Raw genomic sequence first — 16,096 nt, forward strand, 5'->3', positions numbered from 1 at the left:
CTACATTGTTGCAATGGCAATCAATGAGAAGGTCGAGTTCGAGATCGACGCCCCGGCAGCGCTCGCCTACGCCACGCTGCTGGACGTGGAATCGCTGCCCGAGTGGTCGTCCTCGCACAAGAGCGTGACGGTCGTCGAGCGCGATGAGGCCGGCAACCCGAGCCTCGTCGAGGTGGAGGCCGGCATGGTCGGCATCAGCGACAGCATGCGCTTCCGCTACGAGTTCACGCCGCAGACCAAGGTGTCCTGGCGGTCCGAGGGCGAGGGCAAGGCGGTCCGCGCCCAGGGCGGGTCCTACCTGCTCACACCACTCGCAGACGATCGAGTGCGCGTGTTGTGCGATATGAACATCGACCTCAAGATCAAGCTGCCCGGCTTCGTCGTGAAGAAGGGTGTGAAGATGAGTGCAGAGATCGCGTCGAAGGGCTTCGAGAAGGAGGTCCTCAAACGGAAGGCTGCACGCTGAGCATCGACACCACGACCCCGGCCCCGACGGCGCTGTTCACCAGCGTCGACGACGTCGCCGCGGCTCTCCGCGAGACGGGCTACATCCCGTCGACCGCGACCGCGACGGCCGTGTTCCTCGCCGACCGGCTCGGCAAGCCCCTCCTCGTGGAGGGGCCCGCCGGCGTCGGCAAGACCGAACTGGCCCGCGCCTGCGCCCAGGCCCGCGCGGCCCGGTTCGTCCGCCTCCAGTGCTACGAGGGCATCGACGAGGCGCGCGCCCTGTACGAGTGGAACCACGCGAAGCAGATCCTCCGGATCCAGTCCGCCGGCCCGTCGGGCGGCGACTGGGACGAGACCAAGGAGGACGTGTTCGCCGAGGAGTTCCTGCTGCCCCGGCCCCTGCTGCAGGCCGTGCGGGAGAGCGGACCGTCGGTCCTGCTCATCGACGAGGCCGACAAGGCGGACCTCGAGTTCGAGGGGCTCCTCCTGGAAGTGCTCTCGGACTACGCGGTGACGGTGCCCGAGCTGGGCACCATCGTCGCCGAGCGCAAGCCGCTGGTGTTCCTCACCTCGAACGCCACCCGCGAGCTGTCGGAGGCGCTCAAGCGCCGCTGCCTCTACCTGCACATCGACTTCCCCGATGCCGAGCTGGAGCTGTCGATCATCCGCAGCCGCGTCCCCGACCTGTCGGTCGAGGTGGCGCAGCAGCTGCTCCGGGTGATCGCGACCCTGCGCGGCCTCGACCTGAAGAAGAAGCCGTCGGTCTCCGAGACGCTCGACTGGTGCCGCACGCTGCTGGCCCTCGGCGTCACGGGATCCGCCAGCGGGTCCATCGACAAGGCGGCGCTCGCCGCGACCCTCGGCGTGGTGCTCAAGCACAAGGTCGACATCGAAACCGCCTCGGCGGCACTGGGATTGTAGGTAACCACGATGGCCTCGGCACCGAGCCCCGCGGGGACACCGCTCGATCAGCACCTGCATGCGTTCGTGCGGGCGCTGCGCTCCAAGGGGCTCTCGATCGGCCCCGGCGAGGCGATCACGGCCGCCGAGGTGCTCACGGTGCTCGACCTCGCCGACCGCGCCCAGCTACGGGAGGGAATGGCGGCGGTGCTGCTGCGGGAGCAGATGCACCGCAAGGCCTTCGACGTGATCTTCGACCTCTACTTCCCGGTGCGCGGCGGATTCGGGACCGAGGGGCCCGCGTCCGGCTCGGGTGACGGCGGCGACGGGGGCTGCGAGGGCACGGCCGGCGACGCCGACCCCGCACGGATGCCCGGCGAGCAGCCGGATCCCGATGAGGTCCGCGAGGCGCTGCGCCAGGAGGCGGTCGCCGCACTCGTCGCGGGTGGTGACCACGACGGGATCGCCAGCCAGATCGTGGAGCAGCTCGGCCAGTACCAGTCCGCGACCGGCGGCGCGTACTCCTCGTACCAGGCGCTCAAGGCCCTCAACCCGCAGACGCTCATCGCCGCCATCGCGAACGGACTGCTCGCCGCCGCGGGCGAGGACGGCGCGGAGCCCGGCGGCTTCGAGTACGAATCCGCGCGCCGCGTCGCGCGGGCCCGCGTCGCCGCGCTCACCGAGCGGGTCACCGAGCTCACGTCCGTCGCCATGGCCGCCCGACGGGGCCCCGAGGCCGTCGTCGAATACGCTGCGCCCGTGCTGCCGGAGAACGTCGCCTTCTTCGCCGCCACCCGCAGCGAGCTGCACCGCATGGAGCAGACGGTGCGCCCCCTGGCCAGGCAGCTCTCCACCCGGCTGCTGGTGCGCCGCCGCCGCGCCCGCCGCGGGCCGATCGACCTGCGCCGCACACTTCGCAAGTCGATGTCGACGGGCGGAGTCCCGATCGATCTGGCGCACCGTCGGCCCCGGCCCACCAAGCCCGAGCTCGTGCTCCTGTGCGACCTGTCCGGTTCGGTCGCCGGCTTCTCCAACTTCACGCTGCTGCTCACGCACGCGCTCAGCGCGGAGTTCTCCAAGATCCGGGTCTTCGGCTTCGTCGACGCCGTGGACGAGATCACCGACTACATCGACCCCAGTCGCACGCTCACCGTGGACACGGTGGTCGACATGTTCGACCGGGTGATCCGCGAGACCAAGGTGGCCCGGTTCGGCGGCTCCGACTACGGGAACATGCTGCGCACCTTCGTCCGCGAGTTCCCCGACGCGGTCACGCACCGCGGCACCCTGCTGATCCTGGGCGACGCCCGCTCCAACCACACCGACCCCGCGCGCGGCGAGCTCGCGGAGCTCGTCGAGCAGGCCCGTCACGCGTTCTGGCTCAACCCCGAGCGGAAGGCGTCGTGGGGAACCGGGGATTCTGTGGCCGACGAGTACGGCCGGATCATCGACATGTACGAGTGCCGCACCGCGGGACAGCTCGCCGACGTCATCGGGAGGCTGCTGCCCGTCTGAGGCCGCGGACCGCCGAATAGGATCAGATCCCATGTCTCACGACCGCACGCACCCAGGGGCGACGCCCGCCGCCGCGCGCCGGCGCCGGGTCGGCGTCATGGGCGGCACGTTCGACCCCGTCCACAACGGTCACCTGGTGGCCGCGAGCGAGGTCGCCGACCGGTTCGACCTCGACGAGGTGGTGTTCGTCCCCACCGGCAGGCCGTGGCAGAAGGACGACGTGACGCCCGCCGAGGACCGCTACCTGATGACGGTCATCGCCACCGCCTCGAACCCGCAGTTCTCGGTGAGCCGCGTCGACATCGAACGCGGCGGCGACACCTACACCGTGGACACGCTGCGCGACCTGCGCGCCCAGACCCCGGACAGCGACCTGTTCTTCATCACCGGAGCCGACGCCCTCGCCTCCATCCTCAGCTGGCAGGACTGGGAGGAGCTGTTCGGGCTCGCCACCTTCGTGGGTGTCTCGCGGCCCGGGTACCACCTCGCCGCCGATCACCTCTCCGACGTGCCGCGGGATAGATTGTTCCTCGTGGAGGTGCCCGCCCTGGCCATCTCGTCGACCGACTGCCGCGCGCGCGCCGACTCGGGGCGGCCCGTCTGGTACCTCGTGCCCGACGGCGTGGTGCAGTACATCGCCAAACGAGGGCTGTACCAGAGCCATCCGGAGACCCCGGCCAAGAACCTGAACCCAGGAGGATCATGACCGCATCTACCGCCGCCCGCGAGATGGCCGCCATCGCGGCCCGCGCCGCGGACGACAAGCTCGCCACCGACGTCGTGGTGCTCGACGTCTCCGAGCAGCTCGTGCTCACCGAGGCGTTCGTCATCGCGTCCGCCGGGAACGAGCGGCAGGTCTCATCGATCGTCGAGGAGGTGGAGGACAAGCTCCGCGAGGCCGGCTTCAAGCCGACCCGCCGCGAGGGCGCCCGGGAGGGCCGCTGGGCCCTGCTGGACTTCCTCGACATCGTGGTGCACGTCTTCCACCAGGACGAGCGTGACTACTACGCGCTCGAGAAGCTGTGGAAGGACTGCCCGCACATCGAGGTCGAGGGGCTCGGCGAGCACGCCGGCGAGGACGCCGCGAGCGGTGACGCCGAGGCGGGCGAGGACGCCTGATGCGGGTGGAGGACGGGCTGGACTCGTCGGTCGAGCGGCTCACGCCCGTCGTCCGGCGCCTCATCCTGCTGCGGCACGGCCAGACCGCGTCGAACGCCGAGGGCCGGATGCAGGGCCAGCTGGACACCGACCTCACGGAACTCGGCCGCCGGCAGGCTGCCGCTGCCGCCGCCGCGCTCGCCGACCGAGAGCCCCTCGTCATCCTGAGCTCCGACCTGCGCCGCGCCCGCGACACCGCGGACGCGCTCGGCGCCGCGACCGGCGTCACCGTCGACACCGACCCCCGGTTGCGCGAGACCATGCTGGGCGACTGGCAGGGCATGACGCACGCCGAGGTCGACGCCTCGATGCCCGGAGCGCGGCTGCGGTGGCGCGACGCCCCGGAGTGGGCGCCGCCCGGCGGCGAGGCCCGTGTGGACGTGGCGGCCCGTTCGTTCCCGCTCGTCGGCGAACTGATCGCGAACCTCCCCGAGTGGGGCGACAGCGAGCGGCCCGTCGTCCTGGTGGCGCACGGCGGCCTGGTCGCGGCACTCACCGCCCGGCTGCTCGACCTGCCCGTGACGTCGTGGCCCGTCCTCGGCGGCCTCGGTAACTGCAGCTGGGTGCAACTGTCCGGGCACGGCGACGAGCCGCGCTGGCGGCTGGACGTGTGGAACGCCTCCGCAGACGTCGATCCCCGGCCCGCGCCCGAGGTCCAGTGAGCGACGTCCGATGACCGGCACCCTGCTCGTGCTCAGCGATTCGCTGGGCTTCTACGGACCCGAGGGCGCCCTGCCCGCGACCGACCCGCGGATCTGGCCCAACCTCGTGGCCGAGGAACTCGGCCTGCGGTGCGAGCTGTTCGCCCGCGTCGGCTGGACCACCCGCGACGGGTGGTGGTGCGTGTCCCAGGACCCCCGGGTCTGGGCCGCGGTGCCGGACGTGCGGGCCGCGGTGCTCGCGCTGGGCGGGATGGATTCACTGCCCTCGCCGGTGCCGACGGCACTCCGCGAGCAGATCCGCTACCTGCGGCCCGCTGCCCTCCGCGCCCGCGCCCGCGACGGGTACGCGGTGATCCAGCGCGTGTTCTCCCCGGTGGGCTGGCCCATGGCGCTGCCGCCGAAGGTCACCGCCGAATACCTGGGCAAGACCTACGACGCGATCGCCGCACTACGGCCGGAGGCGCCCGTCGCCGTCATGGGGCCGGCCGTGCACCGGACCCGCGCGTACGCGTACGCGCAGCCCGGCTGGGCGGCGACCGATGCGGCCATGCGGGAGTGGGCCGACGGTGCCGGAGTGCCGTTCGTCCCCGTCCGTGACCTGTGCGAGTGGTCGTTCGACCTGGGGATCAATAACATCGACGGAATCCATTGGTCGTTCGAGATGCATGAGCAGGTGGCGCGGCGCGTGCTGCGCGGCCTGCACGCAGCGGAGGGGAGTACGTCGTGAGCGTTGTCGTCGTCACCGACGCCTCCGCGGCGATCGCCCCCGCGCGGATCGAGGAGCTGGGCATCCACGTTCTGCCCCTGCACGTCCTCTCCGCCGACGGCGAGTTCATCGACCACGGCACCGGATACTCCGCGGAGCGCTTCGTCAAGGAGGGCGTGACCACGTCGGGGCCGTCGGCCGGTGAGGTCCGCGAGGTGCTCGAGGCCGCCGTCGCGCGGGCCGGCGGCGACGGGGTCGTCGTGATCACCATGAGCTCGCACCTGAGCTCCACGTACTCGACGGCTGTCGCACAGGCCGCCCTGCTGGACGCCGGCATCACCGTGATCGACTCCCGCAGCATCGACATGGCCATGGGTTTCGGCGTGCTGGAGGCGGCACGCCTCGCGGCCGCGGGCGCAGACTCCGAGACCATCGCCGGGGCCGCGCAGCAGGTGCTGGACTCCTCCGACGGCTTCTTCTGCGTGGCGAAGCTGGATCACCTCCGCGCCGGAGGGCGGGTCAGCGCGCTCGCGGCCCTGCTCGGCGGCGCGCTGCAGATCGTGCCGGTGTTGCGGCTCGCGGACGGGCGGATCGTGTCCGAGAAGAAGACCCGCACCGTGACCCGCGCCCGGGATCAGCTCGCGGCGCTCGCGGCGCAGCACATCGGCGACCGGCCTGCCCGGATCGCGGTGCACCACGTCGAAGCGCCGGAGGCCGCGGCGAAGGTCGCCGAGCAGGTGCGCGCCGAGTTCCCGCAGATCGCGGAGCTGGTGGTCGGCCCGTTCGGCGGCACCATCGCCGCCCACCTCGGTCCGGGTGCGGTCGGGGTCGCGGTCGCGATCGCCCTCCCCGAGCAGTAGCCGGGCCCTAGCACGGAGCACCGTCACGGACGGCGCGTACGGACCCGTCATCCACAGGTTCGGGGTTATCCACAGGTGGCCCGTTCCGGCGCCTTCCGGGCCGGTTTCCGGCGGGGCGCCCGCATACGGTGCGGACATGGACACCGAGGACGGCACCCGGCGGGACCGGGACGAGGCGGGCGCGGCGCCCGTGGGGCGGGACCAGGTTTTCGCGCGGCCGGCGTGGTTGGGCGATTTCGCCGATCCCGACGACGATCCGCCGCCGCGCGGCGCGCGAGCGGAAGGCGACGACCTCTGGGACGAGGAGCCGACGGGGTGGCGGGCGACCGTCGACCGGGTGCGGACCACGCCGCGGGCGGCGATCGCGCTCATCGTGGTCGGGGTGATCGGCGCGATCGTCGCGGCGGTCGCGGTACTCGGCCCGTCCGACGGTGCCGAATCCGGTCCGTACCCGGTGGTGGACTTCGCGGGGGCCGCGTCGTCGGCGTCCCGCGGCCCGTCCGCGGCCGGGCGGCCGACACCGCCCGCTGCGTCCGCGAGCGCCGTGCCCACGACCGCCGCGCCGACGGAGCTGGTGGTCGCCGTCGTGGGGCTGGTGCGCGCCCCGGGGCTGCACCGATTGCCGCCGGGCTCCCGCATCGCCGACGCGCTCGCCGCCGCGAAGGGGGCCCTGCGGGGCGCCGACACCGCGGGCCTCAACCTGGCGCAGCAGCTGCGCGACGGCGACCAGGTCGTGGTGGGCGTCGTCGACAAGAAGGCGGGGGTCTCGCTGCGCAGCGCGGTGCTCTCCGGCGCCGCCGGCCCCGGGGCCGGCGGCGCGGAATCCGGCACCCCGGCTGCGGCGCCCACGTCGGGTGCGGCGGGCGGCACGGTGAACATCAACACCGCGAACGCCGCGGAACTGGACCGCCTGCCCGGCGTGGGGGAGGCCACGGCGGCGGCCATCATCGAATACCGCGAGAAGAACGGCCCTTTCGCATCCGTCGACGATTTGGCGAAGGTCAGCGGTATCGGCGACGCGAAGCTCGCCCGCATCAGGCCGATGGCCTCGGTGTGACGTGCGCGAGCGCACCGACCTCCGCCTTCTGCCCGCGTCCGTGATCTGTTGGACCGTGGCGACGATCGCGCTGGACTCGTCCGCGGTGGCGTGGTCCGCGGCCGGGGTGCTGGTGGCGTGCGCCACGCTCGCCGGGACGGCCGCGCGGCGGGCCGCCAGTACCCGGCCGGGCGTCAAGGCGGTGTGCGTGGCGCTGGCGGCCGCCACGGGCCTCGGCGCGGGCGTAGCGGTGTCCGTGGCCGTCCGGGTGCACGCCCGCGAGCGGGCCCCGATCGCCGGATTCGACGGCGCGGGAACGGTTCCCGTGGTCGTCGAGGTGGACGAATGGCCGCGGCAGCGCAGCGGCGACCCCGGCGGACACCTGGACGCGTCGCGGATGCTCGTGGCCGGCACGGCACTCGCCGTGCGGACCGATCGGGAGATCCCGGTCGCCGGCGCGGTGCTCCTCCTCGGCAGCACCGTCGACCTCGGCGCGCTGACGCCGGGGGAGCGGGTGGCCGTCCGGGCCACGGTGCTGCGGAGCACCCGCCCCGGGCTCGTGGCCGCGGTCCTCGTCGGATCCGGCCGCCCGACGGTCCTCCAGCGGGCACCGCCGCACTTCCGGACCGCCGCGCGGGTCCGCGCGGCGTTCGCCGCCGTCGCGGCGAACGCGCTCCCCGTCGACCAGGCGGGCCTGCTGCCGGCGCTCGTGCTCGGCGACGAATCGTCGACCCTGCCGACGGTGCGCGGTGACTTCCAGGACGCCGGGCTCACGCACCTGACCGCGGTGTCAGGGGCCAACTTCGCGATCGTCGCGCTGTGCGTGCTGGGGCTGTGCGCGGCCGCGGGTTTGCCGCTGACAGCGCGGGCGGCGGTCTGCGCCGTCGCGATCGTGGGCTTCGTCGGCCTCGTGGGCCCGACGGGGTCGGTCGTGCGGGCGGCGGTGATGGGCCTGGTGGGGGTGGCGGCGCTCGCGCTGCGGCGGGGCCGCCAGCCGTTCGTGGCACTGCTCGCGGCGATCGTGGTCCTCGTGCTGGTGCGGCCGGCGTTGGCGCGGGACATCGGGTTCGCGCTGTCGGTGGCGGCGACCGCGGGCCTGGTGCTGTGGGCGCCGGTGGTGCGGGACCGGTTGGTGTCGATGCGGGTGCCGGACGTTCTCGCGGGCCTCGTGGCGGTGACGGTGGTGGCGCAGGTGGTGACCATGCCGTTGGTGGTCGCGTTCTCGGGGCGGGTTCCGGTGGGCGGTGTGGTGGCGAATCTGTTGACGGGACCGGTGATTCCGGTGATCACGATCGCCGGCACGGTTGCGGCCGTGGCGGCGCCGGTTCTCGCGGCGCCCGCGGAGTTGGGGGTCCGGGCGACGGGGCCCGAGCTGTGGTGGGTGATCGCGGTGGCGCGGCGGTGCGCCCGGTGGGGTGTGGTCGAGGTGCCGGGCGGAGCGGGAGCAGGACTGCTGCTGGTCGTGGCCTGCATCGTCGTCGGTGGGGTCTGGCAGCATAGGAGCCGTGGTGGAGAACGCGCGCGTACACGTCGTGGTGGGGACCGAGGGCCTCCTGGTGGAGCGGGCGGTCGGCGCGCTGGTGGAGTCGGCGCGCGCGGGAGCGGGTGACGCGGGCGCCCTGGCGGGTGAGTCGGTGCCCGTCACCCGGATCCGCGCGGGGGACGTGGACCAGTCCGAGCTCGCCGAGCTGCTGAGCCCGTCGCTCTTCGCCGAGGAGCGGATCGTGGTGCTCGAGGCCGCCGCCGAGGCGGGCAAAGCACCCGTCGACCTGATCGTGGAGGCCGCGAAGAACCCGCCGGACGGCATCACGATGGTGATCGAGCACAGCGGCGGCGGCCGCGCGAAATCGATGGTCGCCGCGCTGAAGAAGGCGGGGGCCGACATCGTGGAGGTGCCCACCATCACGTCGGCGAGGGACCGCACGGACTTCGCCAAGTCCGAGTTCCGGGCGCAGAAGGTGCGCGTCTCCGACGAGCTGGTGGACCTGCTGGTGGACTCCGTGGGCAAGGATCTGCGCGAGCTCGCCGCCGCCATCGCCCAGCTCGTGGCGGACACCGGCGGGCGCGTCGATCTGGCCGCCGTGCACCGGTACTACGCCGGCCGGGCCGAGGTCACCGGGTTCGAGATCGCGGACAAGGCCGTCGCGGGCCAGACCGCTGCCGCGCTGGAGGCGTTGCGTTGGGCGCAGCACCGCGGCACCCCGCACGTGCTCATCGCCGATGCCCTGGCGGACGCGGTGCACTCGGTGGCCCGGATCCGCGGCCTGGGCCGCACCCCCGACCAGTACCGGGACGCGGGCGAGCTCGGAATGGCCCCGTGGAAGGTGAAGAAGATGACGCAGGTCGCCCGCCGCTGGCGGGCGGAGAACGTGGCGGGCGCGCTGCAGGCGGTCGCCGCGGCCAACGCGGACGTCAAGGGCCAGGCCGCCGATCCGGACTACGCGCTCGAGGTCGCGGTCCGCAAGGTCGCCACGTACGCCTCCTGACCGCGCCTCGCGACGGTTCGGCACCGCGCACCGTCGAACCCGGTGCGGAAACGCGAAAACCGCGCCGCTCCTGCTCCCGGCTCGCGTGGTGCCGGAGGAGGATGCGGCGCGGTGATACGCGCGTCTAGCGGAGGATCAGAGCTTGTTCAGCGCCACGGCCAGGGCCGACTTCTTGTTGGCGGCCTGGTTGGCGTGGATGACGCCCTTGCTGGCGGCCTTGTCCAGCTGACGGCTGGTGCTCAGCAGCAGCTCGCCGGCCTTGCCCTTGTCCCCGGCCTCGACGGCCTCACGGAAATGGCGGATGGAGGTACGCAGCGACGACTTGGTCGACTGGTTGCGCAGGCGGTTGCGCTCGTTGGTCTTGATCCGCTTCATCTGGGACTTGATGTTGGCCACGCGTCAAACTCTCTTGTCACTCGAAAAGGCATTACGACAGCCGGTACTGACTGCCGACGTACCAGGTTACCAGCGGGGGTGGGACAACCCAAATCGCAGAGCGGCTTCTTGCCATGTACGGCACGATGGTGCGGGTGACCCCGCAGAAACAGGCCAAGCCCACCCGGCGACCGGCCACCCCCCGACTGTCCGACGACGCGCGGCTGTTCGCGGGGTACGACGAGGCATCGTCGTTCGGCCACGCCTTCGACGAGATGTTCGCCGAGGACGGCACCGTGCGATCGCCGTACAAGCGGATCTTCACCGCGCTCTCCTCCTCGGACGAGGCCGATCTGGCGGCGCGCGTCGACGCGCTGGGTACCGCGTTCATCGACCAGGGCATCACGTTCTCCCTGGAGGGACGCGAACGCCCGTTCCCGCTGGACCTGGTGCCGCGCGTGATCGCCGCAGCGGAGTGGAACCGGTTGGAGAAGGGCATCAAGCAGCGGGTGCAAGCGCTGGAGATGTTCCTCGACGACGTGTACTCGGAGCAGGAGATCCTGCGCGACGGGGTGGTTCCGAAGCGGCTGATCACCTCGTGTCAGCACTTCCACCGGCAGGCGGCGGGGATCCGTCCTCCGAACGGGGTGCGGATCCACGTATCGGGCATCGACCTGATCCGCGACGCGGAGGGCACCTTCCGGGTGCTGGAGGACAATCTCCGGTCGCCGTCGGGTGTGAGTTACGTCATGGAGAACCGGCGGACCATGGCGCAGGTCTTCCCCGACCTGTTCCTCAAGCATCGGGTGCGGGCCGTCGCCGACTACAGCTCGCACCTGCTGCGCGCCCTGCGGAATTCGGCCGCGTCCAACGAGGGCGACCCCACGGTGGTGGTCCTCACGCCGGGCATGGCCAATTCGGCGTACTTCGAGCATTCGCTGCTGGCCCGGCAGATGGGTGTGGAGCTCGTCGAGGGGCGTGACCTCTTCTGCCGCGACAACGTGGTCTACATGCGCACCACGAGCGGTGAGCAGCAGGTGGACGTGATCTACCGCCGCATCGACGACGACTTCCTCGACCCCATGCAGTTCCGGCCCGATTCGGTGCTCGGCGTCGCGGGCCTGCTCAACGCCGCCCGTGCCGGGAACGTGGTGATCAGCTCCGCGGTCGGCAACGGCGTCGGCGACGACAAGCTCACCTACACCTACGTGCCGGACATCATCGACTACTACCTCGGCGAGAAACCGCTGTTGCAGAACGTCGACACGTGGCGGTGCTGGCTCGACGACGAGCGCGAGGAGGTGTTCGACCGCATCGATGAGCTGGTGATCAAGCCGGTGGAGGGCTCGGGCGGTTACGGCATCGTCTTCGGCCCCGACGCGACGGAGAAGGAGCTGGCCACGCTGCGGCGCAAGGTGGCCGCCGATCCGCGCGGCTGGATCGCGCAGCCGGTGGTCCAGCTGTCGACGGTGCCGACCAAGATCGGCGAGGAGGCCCGGCCGCGGCACGTGGACCTGCGGCCGTTCGCGGTGAACGACGGTGACGACGTGTGGGTGCTGCCCGGCGGCCTGACCCGCGTGGCGCTGCCGGAGGGCTCGCTGGTGGTGAACTCCTCGCAGGGCGGCGGCTCGAAGGACACCTGGGTGCTCGCCGCCCGGTCCTCCGCCGCCGAGGCCGAGCTGGAGGGCGCCGAGGTGGTGCCGTCGCGCGACCTCGCCGAGCAGCAGCAGGTGGAGCTGGGGCCCGAGCTGACCACGCAGGACCAGCAGCAACAGCAGGCGACGGAGTACCAGGAGGCCGGACATGCTCGCTCGTAACGCCGAGGCGCTGTACTGGATCGGCCGGTACTCCGAGCGCGCCGACGACACCGCCCGCATGCTCGACGTGACGGTGCACCAGTTCCTGGAGGACATCACCGTCGACGAGGACCGGGTGTCCCGGCAGCTGGTGCGGGTGCTCGGCATCCCCGAGCCGCCCGCGGACCAGCCCCTGGACCTGCGCGCCCTCACCGAGGTCGTGGCCTACAACCGGGATCCCGGCAGTGGCTCGATCGCGGCGAGCGTCGCCGCCGCCCGCGAGAACGCCCGCGGCGCACGGGAAGTCACCTCGTCGGAGATGTGGGAGTGCCTCAACTCCACGTACAACGGGCTGGCGGAGCGGGAGCGGGCGGGGCGACGGCTGGGCCCGCACGAGTTCCTCAACTACATCAAGAACCGCGCCGCGATGTTCTCCGGCCTCACCGACTCCACGCTGTCCCGCGACGAGGGTTATCAGTTCCTCCTGCTGGGCCGCTCGATCGAGCGCATGGACATGACGGTGCGGTTGCTGCTCTCCCGCGCGGGTGACCGGGCCAACTCGCCGACGTGGGTCACGGTGCTCCGCGCGACCGGCGCCCACGACACCTATCTGCGCACGTACCGCGGCGTCCTGGACGCCACCCGGGTCGTCGAGTTCATCCTGGTCGACCGGCTGTTCCCGCGGTCGGTGATCCACGCGCTCACCACCGCGGAGGAGTGCCTCAACGCGATCGAGGGTGGCCGGGAGGGTCGCCTCGGCACCCGCACCGAGGCGCAGCGGCTCTTGGGACGCGCCCGTGGCGAACTCGAATTCCTCGCTCCTGGTGAACTTCTCGACGATCTGCAGCGCCGCCTGGTGGCCCTGCAGGAACTCGGTCACGCCGCGGGTGAGGCCATCACGGCCCGCTACTTCCACGTCACGCCGTACGTGGCCTGGACCGACGCCCGCGCTCGGGGCGGGATCGACACCATCCTGGAGGGGGAGCTGTGAGCTGGCGTCTTCGAGTCGTGCACTCCACCGGATTCGGCTACAACGCACCGGTCACATCGTCGTACAACGAGGCGCGCCTGACGCCGCGATCGGACCAGCGGCAGAATGTGATCCTCAACCGAGTCGAGACCGTCCCGGCGACCCGTGCCTACCGGTACACCGACTACTGGGGCACCGCCGTCACCGCGTTCGACCTGCACGCGCCGCACACGGCGCTGGAGGTGACCGGGGCGTCCGTCGTGGAGACCGACGCCCCGGAGGAGGCGGAGGAGACGATCGCCTGGGAGGAACTGGGCACGGACCAGGTCCGGGACCGCTACGACGAGGTCCTCGGTTTCACCGATTACGTTCCGCGGCACCGCAAGCTGGCCACTCAGGCCCGCAAGCTGGTCAAGGATCTGGAGCCCGACGAGGCCGTCCTCGCGATCTGCAGGTGGGTGCACGACGAGCTGGATTACGTGCCCGGCACCACCGGTGTGCACTCGTCGGCGATCGACGCGTGGGACGAGCGCAAGGGTGTGTGCCAGGACTACGCGCACCTGACCCTGCTCATGCTGCGCAGCGTCGGCATCCCGGGCCGGTACGTCTCCGGATACTTGCACCCGCACCGCGAGGCGGAGATCGGCTCGACGGTGGCGGGGGAGTCGCACGCCTGGATCGAGGCCTGGACGGGGCACTGGCGCGGCTACGACCCCACCAACGACGTCCCCATCGCCGAACGCCACGTGTCTGTGGGCGTGGGCCGCGACTACGCCGACGTACCGCCGCTGCGCGGCGTGATCGCCGGCGGCGGCGCCTCGGACCTCGACGTCGTCGTCGAGATCACCCGCCTGGCATGACCCGCCGTCAGCTCCAGCCGTAATCCGCCCGGAGGCGCTCGGCGACGAGTTCGAAGCGCTCCCGGGACAGGACCGCACCCTCGCGGCGGATGCCGTCCTCGGGGACGTCGAGGACGCGGTCGAGCCGCACCCACGACGGGCGGCGTTCGGCGTCCCAGGTGCCGGCGCCGATGGCGACCCAGCCGGCGTCGTCACGGTGCCTGTCCTGGCTGGACAGCATCAGGCCGAGCAGGCTTCCGCCCGAGCGGCCCACGACCAGCACGGGGCGGTCCTTGCCCTGGCCCGCGTTGGGCCCGGTGGTCTCCTCGAACTCGACCCACGTCCACACGACCTCGCCGGGGTCGGCGCGGCCGTCGAGCTGCGGCGCGTACGCGATGGCCCGGGCCATCAGCTCCGACGGCGTCGAGGTGCGCGTCACCGGTCGTCCCGGCGTGAACTCCTTCGGCTCCGCCGGGGCCTCCAGGCCCATGGCCTCCTTGACGGTCTGGGTCACCGCCTGCGTGATGGCCTCCCGCCCCGCCCGTACGGGCGGGCTGTTCACCACCTGCGCCGCGATGCGCGGGCCGTGCTCGCGGGCGAGCTTCGCGGCCACCGCCGCGAACCGCGTGAAGTCGTTCGCCATACCCACAGGATAGGCGCGGACCGTCGGCGGTCGCCCGGCGCGACGAATTCCGGAGGTCCCACTCGTATGTACCTGTGACGACCGTTCCCCGAGCGCAGGAGGCTCTCATGTCCCACTTCACCGACTCCGATCTGTACGACGCCACCGTCGCCGAGCGGACCCGGATGGCCGCGTTGCTCGACGGGCTCACCCCCGAGCAGTGGTCGGCCGACTCGCTGTGCCCGGGCTGGCGGATCCGCGAGGTGGTCGCACACCTGGACATGACCGAGACCCAGACGCAGGAGGAGTTCGCGGCCGCCGTGGCTGCCGCGGACGGCGACGTGAACGTCGCGGTGGACCGCACGGCCCGAGCGGACACGGCGCGGTTCTCGGACGCAGAGCTGCTGGCCGTCCAGAAGGCCCGGATCGCGAGCCGCTGGACTCCGGGACCGGACGCGACGCAGGGGGCGCTCACGCACGAGGTGGTCCACGGCCTCGACATCACCCTGCCGCTCGGCCTGCCGGGCCCGGAGCCCGCCGTGCTGGCGGCGACGGTGGAGGGCGCTTCGCCCGAACACCTCGCGTTCTTCGGTGTGGACCTCACGGGCGTTCGGTTGACGGCCACCGACTCGGACCTCGTGGTGGGCGACGGTCCGCGCGACGTGGCGCTTCCGACGCTGACGATCGTGCTCATCGCGACCGGGCGACACGAGGTCCCGGCGGTCACGGCCGTGGGATGATCGCGGCGTGACGGTGACCGGGGTGGTGATCGACGAGGCCGTGCTCGGCGAGCTGCGCCCCGAGCTGGTCCGGTACTGCTACCGGATGATCGGCGACGGGGCCGGCGCGGAGGACGCGGCGCAGGAGGTGCTGCTACGGCTCTGGCGCGCCCGGGATCGTTACGATCCGGCGCGGGCCGGCGTGCGCACCTGGGCCTACGCGATCGCGGGCCGGTACTGCATCGACCTGCTGCGGGCCGCCCCGCGGCGCGCCCTGCCGACGGAGCTGACCGAGCGCGCCGCGGTGGGCGATCCGGTGTCCTCGGACCTGACGCCCGGCAGCTGGGTCACCCCGCTGCCCGATGCGGAGGGGCCGGATCCGGCGGTAGCCGCCGAGCGGCACGAGACTATCCGGATGGCGTTCGTCGCGGCGCTGCAGCACCTCACGCCGTCGCAGCGTGCCGTGCTCGTGCTGCGGGACGTGTACCGGCACAGCGCCGCCGAGACCGCGGCGATCCTGGGGATCAGCGCGTCCGCGGCGCACTCGTCGCTGCAGCGGGCCCGGCGCGTGCTGGCCGGGGCCGCGCCCGCCGCCTCCGACGTCGCCGCCGGATCGGTCGACCCCCACCTGCTCGACGGGTTCGTGCGCGCCTTCGAGCGGCACGACGTCGCGGGCCTGGCGGCGCTGCTCGCCGAGGACGTCGTGTTCTCCATGCCGCCGGTCGCGTTCTGGCTCCGGGGTGCCGACGATTACGCGGCGCTGTTCGGCTCGGGCGATGCATGCGTGGGGCACCGGCTCGTGCCGACGACCGCGAACGGCGGTCCCGCGTTCGGGCAGTACGCGCCCGCCGTCGACGGTGGCGGGATGCGGCCGTTCGCCCTCGTCCTCGTCGAGTCCGACGGTGCGCGGATCACCCGGGTGACCACGTGCCTGGACATGACGCAGCGCTTCGAGGCGTTCGGCCTCCCGCCGAGCCTCCCGCTGCGGCCGGCCGGTTGAGGGCC

At 72.3% G+C, this 16,096-nt stretch carries 18 protein-coding genes; 16 read left to right on the forward strand and 2 right to left on the reverse strand.

Going from position 1 to position 16,096, the window contains the following annotated elements; genetic code table 11:
- Positions 1 to 13: 13 nt before the first annotated feature.
- The 11 genes from BN39_RS22875 (at position 14) to holA (ending at position 9,770) form a co-directional block, all read left to right on the forward strand.
- Positions 14 to 466: an SRPBCC family protein gene (locus BN39_RS22875; protein ID WP_019204047.1), complete on the forward strand. Its 453-nt coding sequence runs from the start codon at positions 14 to 16 to the stop codon at positions 464 to 466.
- Positions 463 to 1,368, forward strand: a complete 906-nt coding sequence (locus BN39_RS19085) for a MoxR family ATPase (RefSeq protein ID WP_051159090.1) — start codon at positions 463 to 465, stop codon at positions 1,366 to 1,368. The genes BN39_RS22875 and BN39_RS19085 overlap by 4 nt, the downstream gene beginning before the upstream one ends.
- A gap of 9 nt (positions 1,369 to 1,377) precedes the next feature.
- On the forward strand, positions 1,378 to 2,862 hold the full coding sequence (locus BN39_RS19090) for a VWA domain-containing protein (RefSeq protein ID WP_019204049.1): 1,485 nt from the start codon (positions 1,378 to 1,380) through the stop codon (positions 2,860 to 2,862).
- 31 nt (positions 2,863 to 2,893) lie between these two features.
- Complete coding sequence (nadD, locus tag BN39_RS19095; RefSeq protein ID WP_019204050.1) at positions 2,894 to 3,568, forward strand: nicotinate-nucleotide adenylyltransferase; 675 nt, start codon at positions 2,894 to 2,896, stop codon at positions 3,566 to 3,568.
- Positions 3,565 to 3,981: a ribosome silencing factor gene (rsfS, locus tag BN39_RS19100; RefSeq protein ID WP_040768720.1), complete on the forward strand. Its 417-nt coding sequence runs from the start codon at positions 3,565 to 3,567 to the stop codon at positions 3,979 to 3,981. The genes nadD and rsfS overlap by 4 nt, the downstream gene beginning before the upstream one ends.
- Positions 3,981 to 4,682 (forward strand): histidine phosphatase family protein, encoded by a 702-nt coding sequence (locus BN39_RS19105; protein ID WP_019204052.1) that lies wholly within the window; start codon positions 3,981 to 3,983, stop codon positions 4,680 to 4,682. Before rsfS ends, BN39_RS19105 begins: the two co-directional genes overlap by 1 nt.
- Positions 4,683 to 4,692: 10 nt before the next feature.
- Entirely contained in the window at positions 4,693 to 5,409 is a 717-nt protein-coding gene (gene octT / locus BN39_RS19110) for a diglucosylglycerate octanoyltransferase (protein WP_019204053.1), read from the forward strand.
- Positions 5,406 to 6,248, forward strand: a complete 843-nt coding sequence (locus BN39_RS19115; RefSeq protein ID WP_019204054.1) for a DegV family protein — start codon at positions 5,406 to 5,408, stop codon at positions 6,246 to 6,248. The genes octT and BN39_RS19115 overlap by 4 nt, the downstream gene beginning before the upstream one ends.
- A gap of 136 nt (positions 6,249 to 6,384) precedes the next feature.
- Positions 6,385 to 7,305 (forward strand): ComEA family DNA-binding protein, encoded by a 921-nt coding sequence (locus BN39_RS19120; RefSeq protein WP_019204055.1) that lies wholly within the window; start codon positions 6,385 to 6,387, stop codon positions 7,303 to 7,305.
- Position 7,306: 1 nt separating this feature from the next.
- Positions 7,307 to 8,893, forward strand: a complete 1,587-nt coding sequence (locus BN39_RS19125; protein ID WP_019204056.1) for a ComEC/Rec2 family competence protein — start codon at positions 7,307 to 7,309, stop codon at positions 8,891 to 8,893.
- Positions 8,793 to 9,770: a DNA polymerase III subunit delta gene (gene holA, locus BN39_RS19130; RefSeq protein ID WP_019204057.1), complete on the forward strand. Its 978-nt coding sequence runs from the start codon at positions 8,793 to 8,795 to the stop codon at positions 9,768 to 9,770. Before BN39_RS19125 ends, holA begins: the two co-directional genes overlap by 101 nt.
- A gap of 135 nt (positions 9,771 to 9,905) precedes the next feature.
- Here holA and rpsT read toward each other — a convergent pair whose 3' ends face one another.
- Complete coding sequence (gene rpsT, locus BN39_RS19135) at positions 9,906 to 10,166, reverse strand: 30S ribosomal protein S20 (protein WP_019204058.1); 261 nt, start codon at positions 10,164 to 10,166, stop codon at positions 9,906 to 9,908.
- Between the two features lie 125 nt (positions 10,167 to 10,291).
- Between rpsT and BN39_RS19140 the strand changes: the two genes are divergently transcribed.
- From BN39_RS19140 to BN39_RS19150, 3 genes are read left to right on the forward strand one after another with little or no spacing between them, the layout of a single operon-like run.
- Complete coding sequence (locus BN39_RS19140; RefSeq protein WP_081586230.1) at positions 10,292 to 11,962, forward strand: circularly permuted type 2 ATP-grasp protein; 1,671 nt, start codon at positions 10,292 to 10,294, stop codon at positions 11,960 to 11,962.
- On the forward strand, positions 11,949 to 12,932 hold the full coding sequence (locus BN39_RS19145) for an alpha-E domain-containing protein (protein WP_019204060.1): 984 nt from the start codon (positions 11,949 to 11,951) through the stop codon (positions 12,930 to 12,932). The genes BN39_RS19140 and BN39_RS19145 overlap by 14 nt, the downstream gene beginning before the upstream one ends.
- Positions 12,929 to 13,771, forward strand: coding sequence for a transglutaminase family protein (locus BN39_RS19150; protein ID WP_040768724.1), 843 nt, complete (start codon positions 12,929 to 12,931; stop codon positions 13,769 to 13,771). The genes BN39_RS19145 and BN39_RS19150 overlap by 4 nt, the downstream gene beginning before the upstream one ends.
- A 7-nt stretch (positions 13,772 to 13,778) precedes the next feature.
- Here the strand turns inward: BN39_RS19150 and BN39_RS19155 are convergent, their stop codons facing one another.
- Complete coding sequence (locus BN39_RS19155; protein WP_019204062.1) at positions 13,779 to 14,393, reverse strand: type II toxin-antitoxin system PemK/MazF family toxin; 615 nt, start codon at positions 14,391 to 14,393, stop codon at positions 13,779 to 13,781.
- A gap of 107 nt (positions 14,394 to 14,500) precedes the next feature.
- Between BN39_RS19155 and BN39_RS19160 the strand changes: the two genes are divergently transcribed.
- A complete protein-coding gene (locus BN39_RS19160) occupies positions 14,501 to 15,112 on the forward strand; it encodes a maleylpyruvate isomerase family mycothiol-dependent enzyme (protein WP_019204063.1) in 612 nt (203 codons plus the stop codon).
- A gap of 7 nt (positions 15,113 to 15,119) precedes the next feature.
- On the forward strand, positions 15,120 to 16,091 hold the full coding sequence (locus BN39_RS19165) for an RNA polymerase subunit sigma-70 (RefSeq protein WP_019204064.1): 972 nt from the start codon (positions 15,120 to 15,122) through the stop codon (positions 16,089 to 16,091).
- The last annotated feature ends 5 nt before the right edge of the window (positions 16,092 to 16,096 follow it).

The sequence above is a fragment of the Tsukamurella sp. 1534 genome, assembly GCF_000312385.1.
Lineage (GTDB): Bacteria > Actinomycetota > Actinomycetes > Mycobacteriales > Mycobacteriaceae > Tsukamurella.

Coding starts and splice junctions, on each gene's coding strand:
- BN39_RS22875 (WP_019204047.1), top strand. CDS start 14: ATGGCAATCAATGAGAAGGTCGAGTTCGAGATCGACGCCCCGGCAGCG.
- BN39_RS19090 (WP_019204049.1), top strand. CDS start 1,378: ATGGCCTCGGCACCGAGCCCCGCGGGGACACCGCTCGATCAGCACCTG.
- nadD (WP_019204050.1), top strand. CDS start 2,894: ATGTCTCACGACCGCACGCACCCAGGGGCGACGCCCGCCGCCGCGCGC.
- rsfS (WP_040768720.1), top strand. CDS start 3,565: ATGACCGCATCTACCGCCGCCCGCGAGATGGCCGCCATCGCGGCCCGC.
- BN39_RS19105 (WP_019204052.1), top strand. CDS start 3,981: ATGCGGGTGGAGGACGGGCTGGACTCGTCGGTCGAGCGGCTCACGCCC.
- octT (WP_019204053.1), top strand. CDS start 4,693: ATGACCGGCACCCTGCTCGTGCTCAGCGATTCGCTGGGCTTCTACGGA.
- BN39_RS19120 (WP_019204055.1), top strand. CDS start 6,385: ATGGACACCGAGGACGGCACCCGGCGGGACCGGGACGAGGCGGGCGCG.
- BN39_RS19140 (WP_081586230.1), top strand. CDS start 10,292: ATGGTGCGGGTGACCCCGCAGAAACAGGCCAAGCCCACCCGGCGACCG.
- BN39_RS19145 (WP_019204060.1), top strand. CDS start 11,949: ATGCTCGCTCGTAACGCCGAGGCGCTGTACTGGATCGGCCGGTACTCC.
- BN39_RS19155 (WP_019204062.1), bottom strand. CDS start 14,393: ATGGCGAACGACTTCACGCGGTTCGCGGCGGTGGCCGCGAAGCTCGCC.
- BN39_RS19160 (WP_019204063.1), top strand. CDS start 14,501: ATGTCCCACTTCACCGACTCCGATCTGTACGACGCCACCGTCGCCGAG.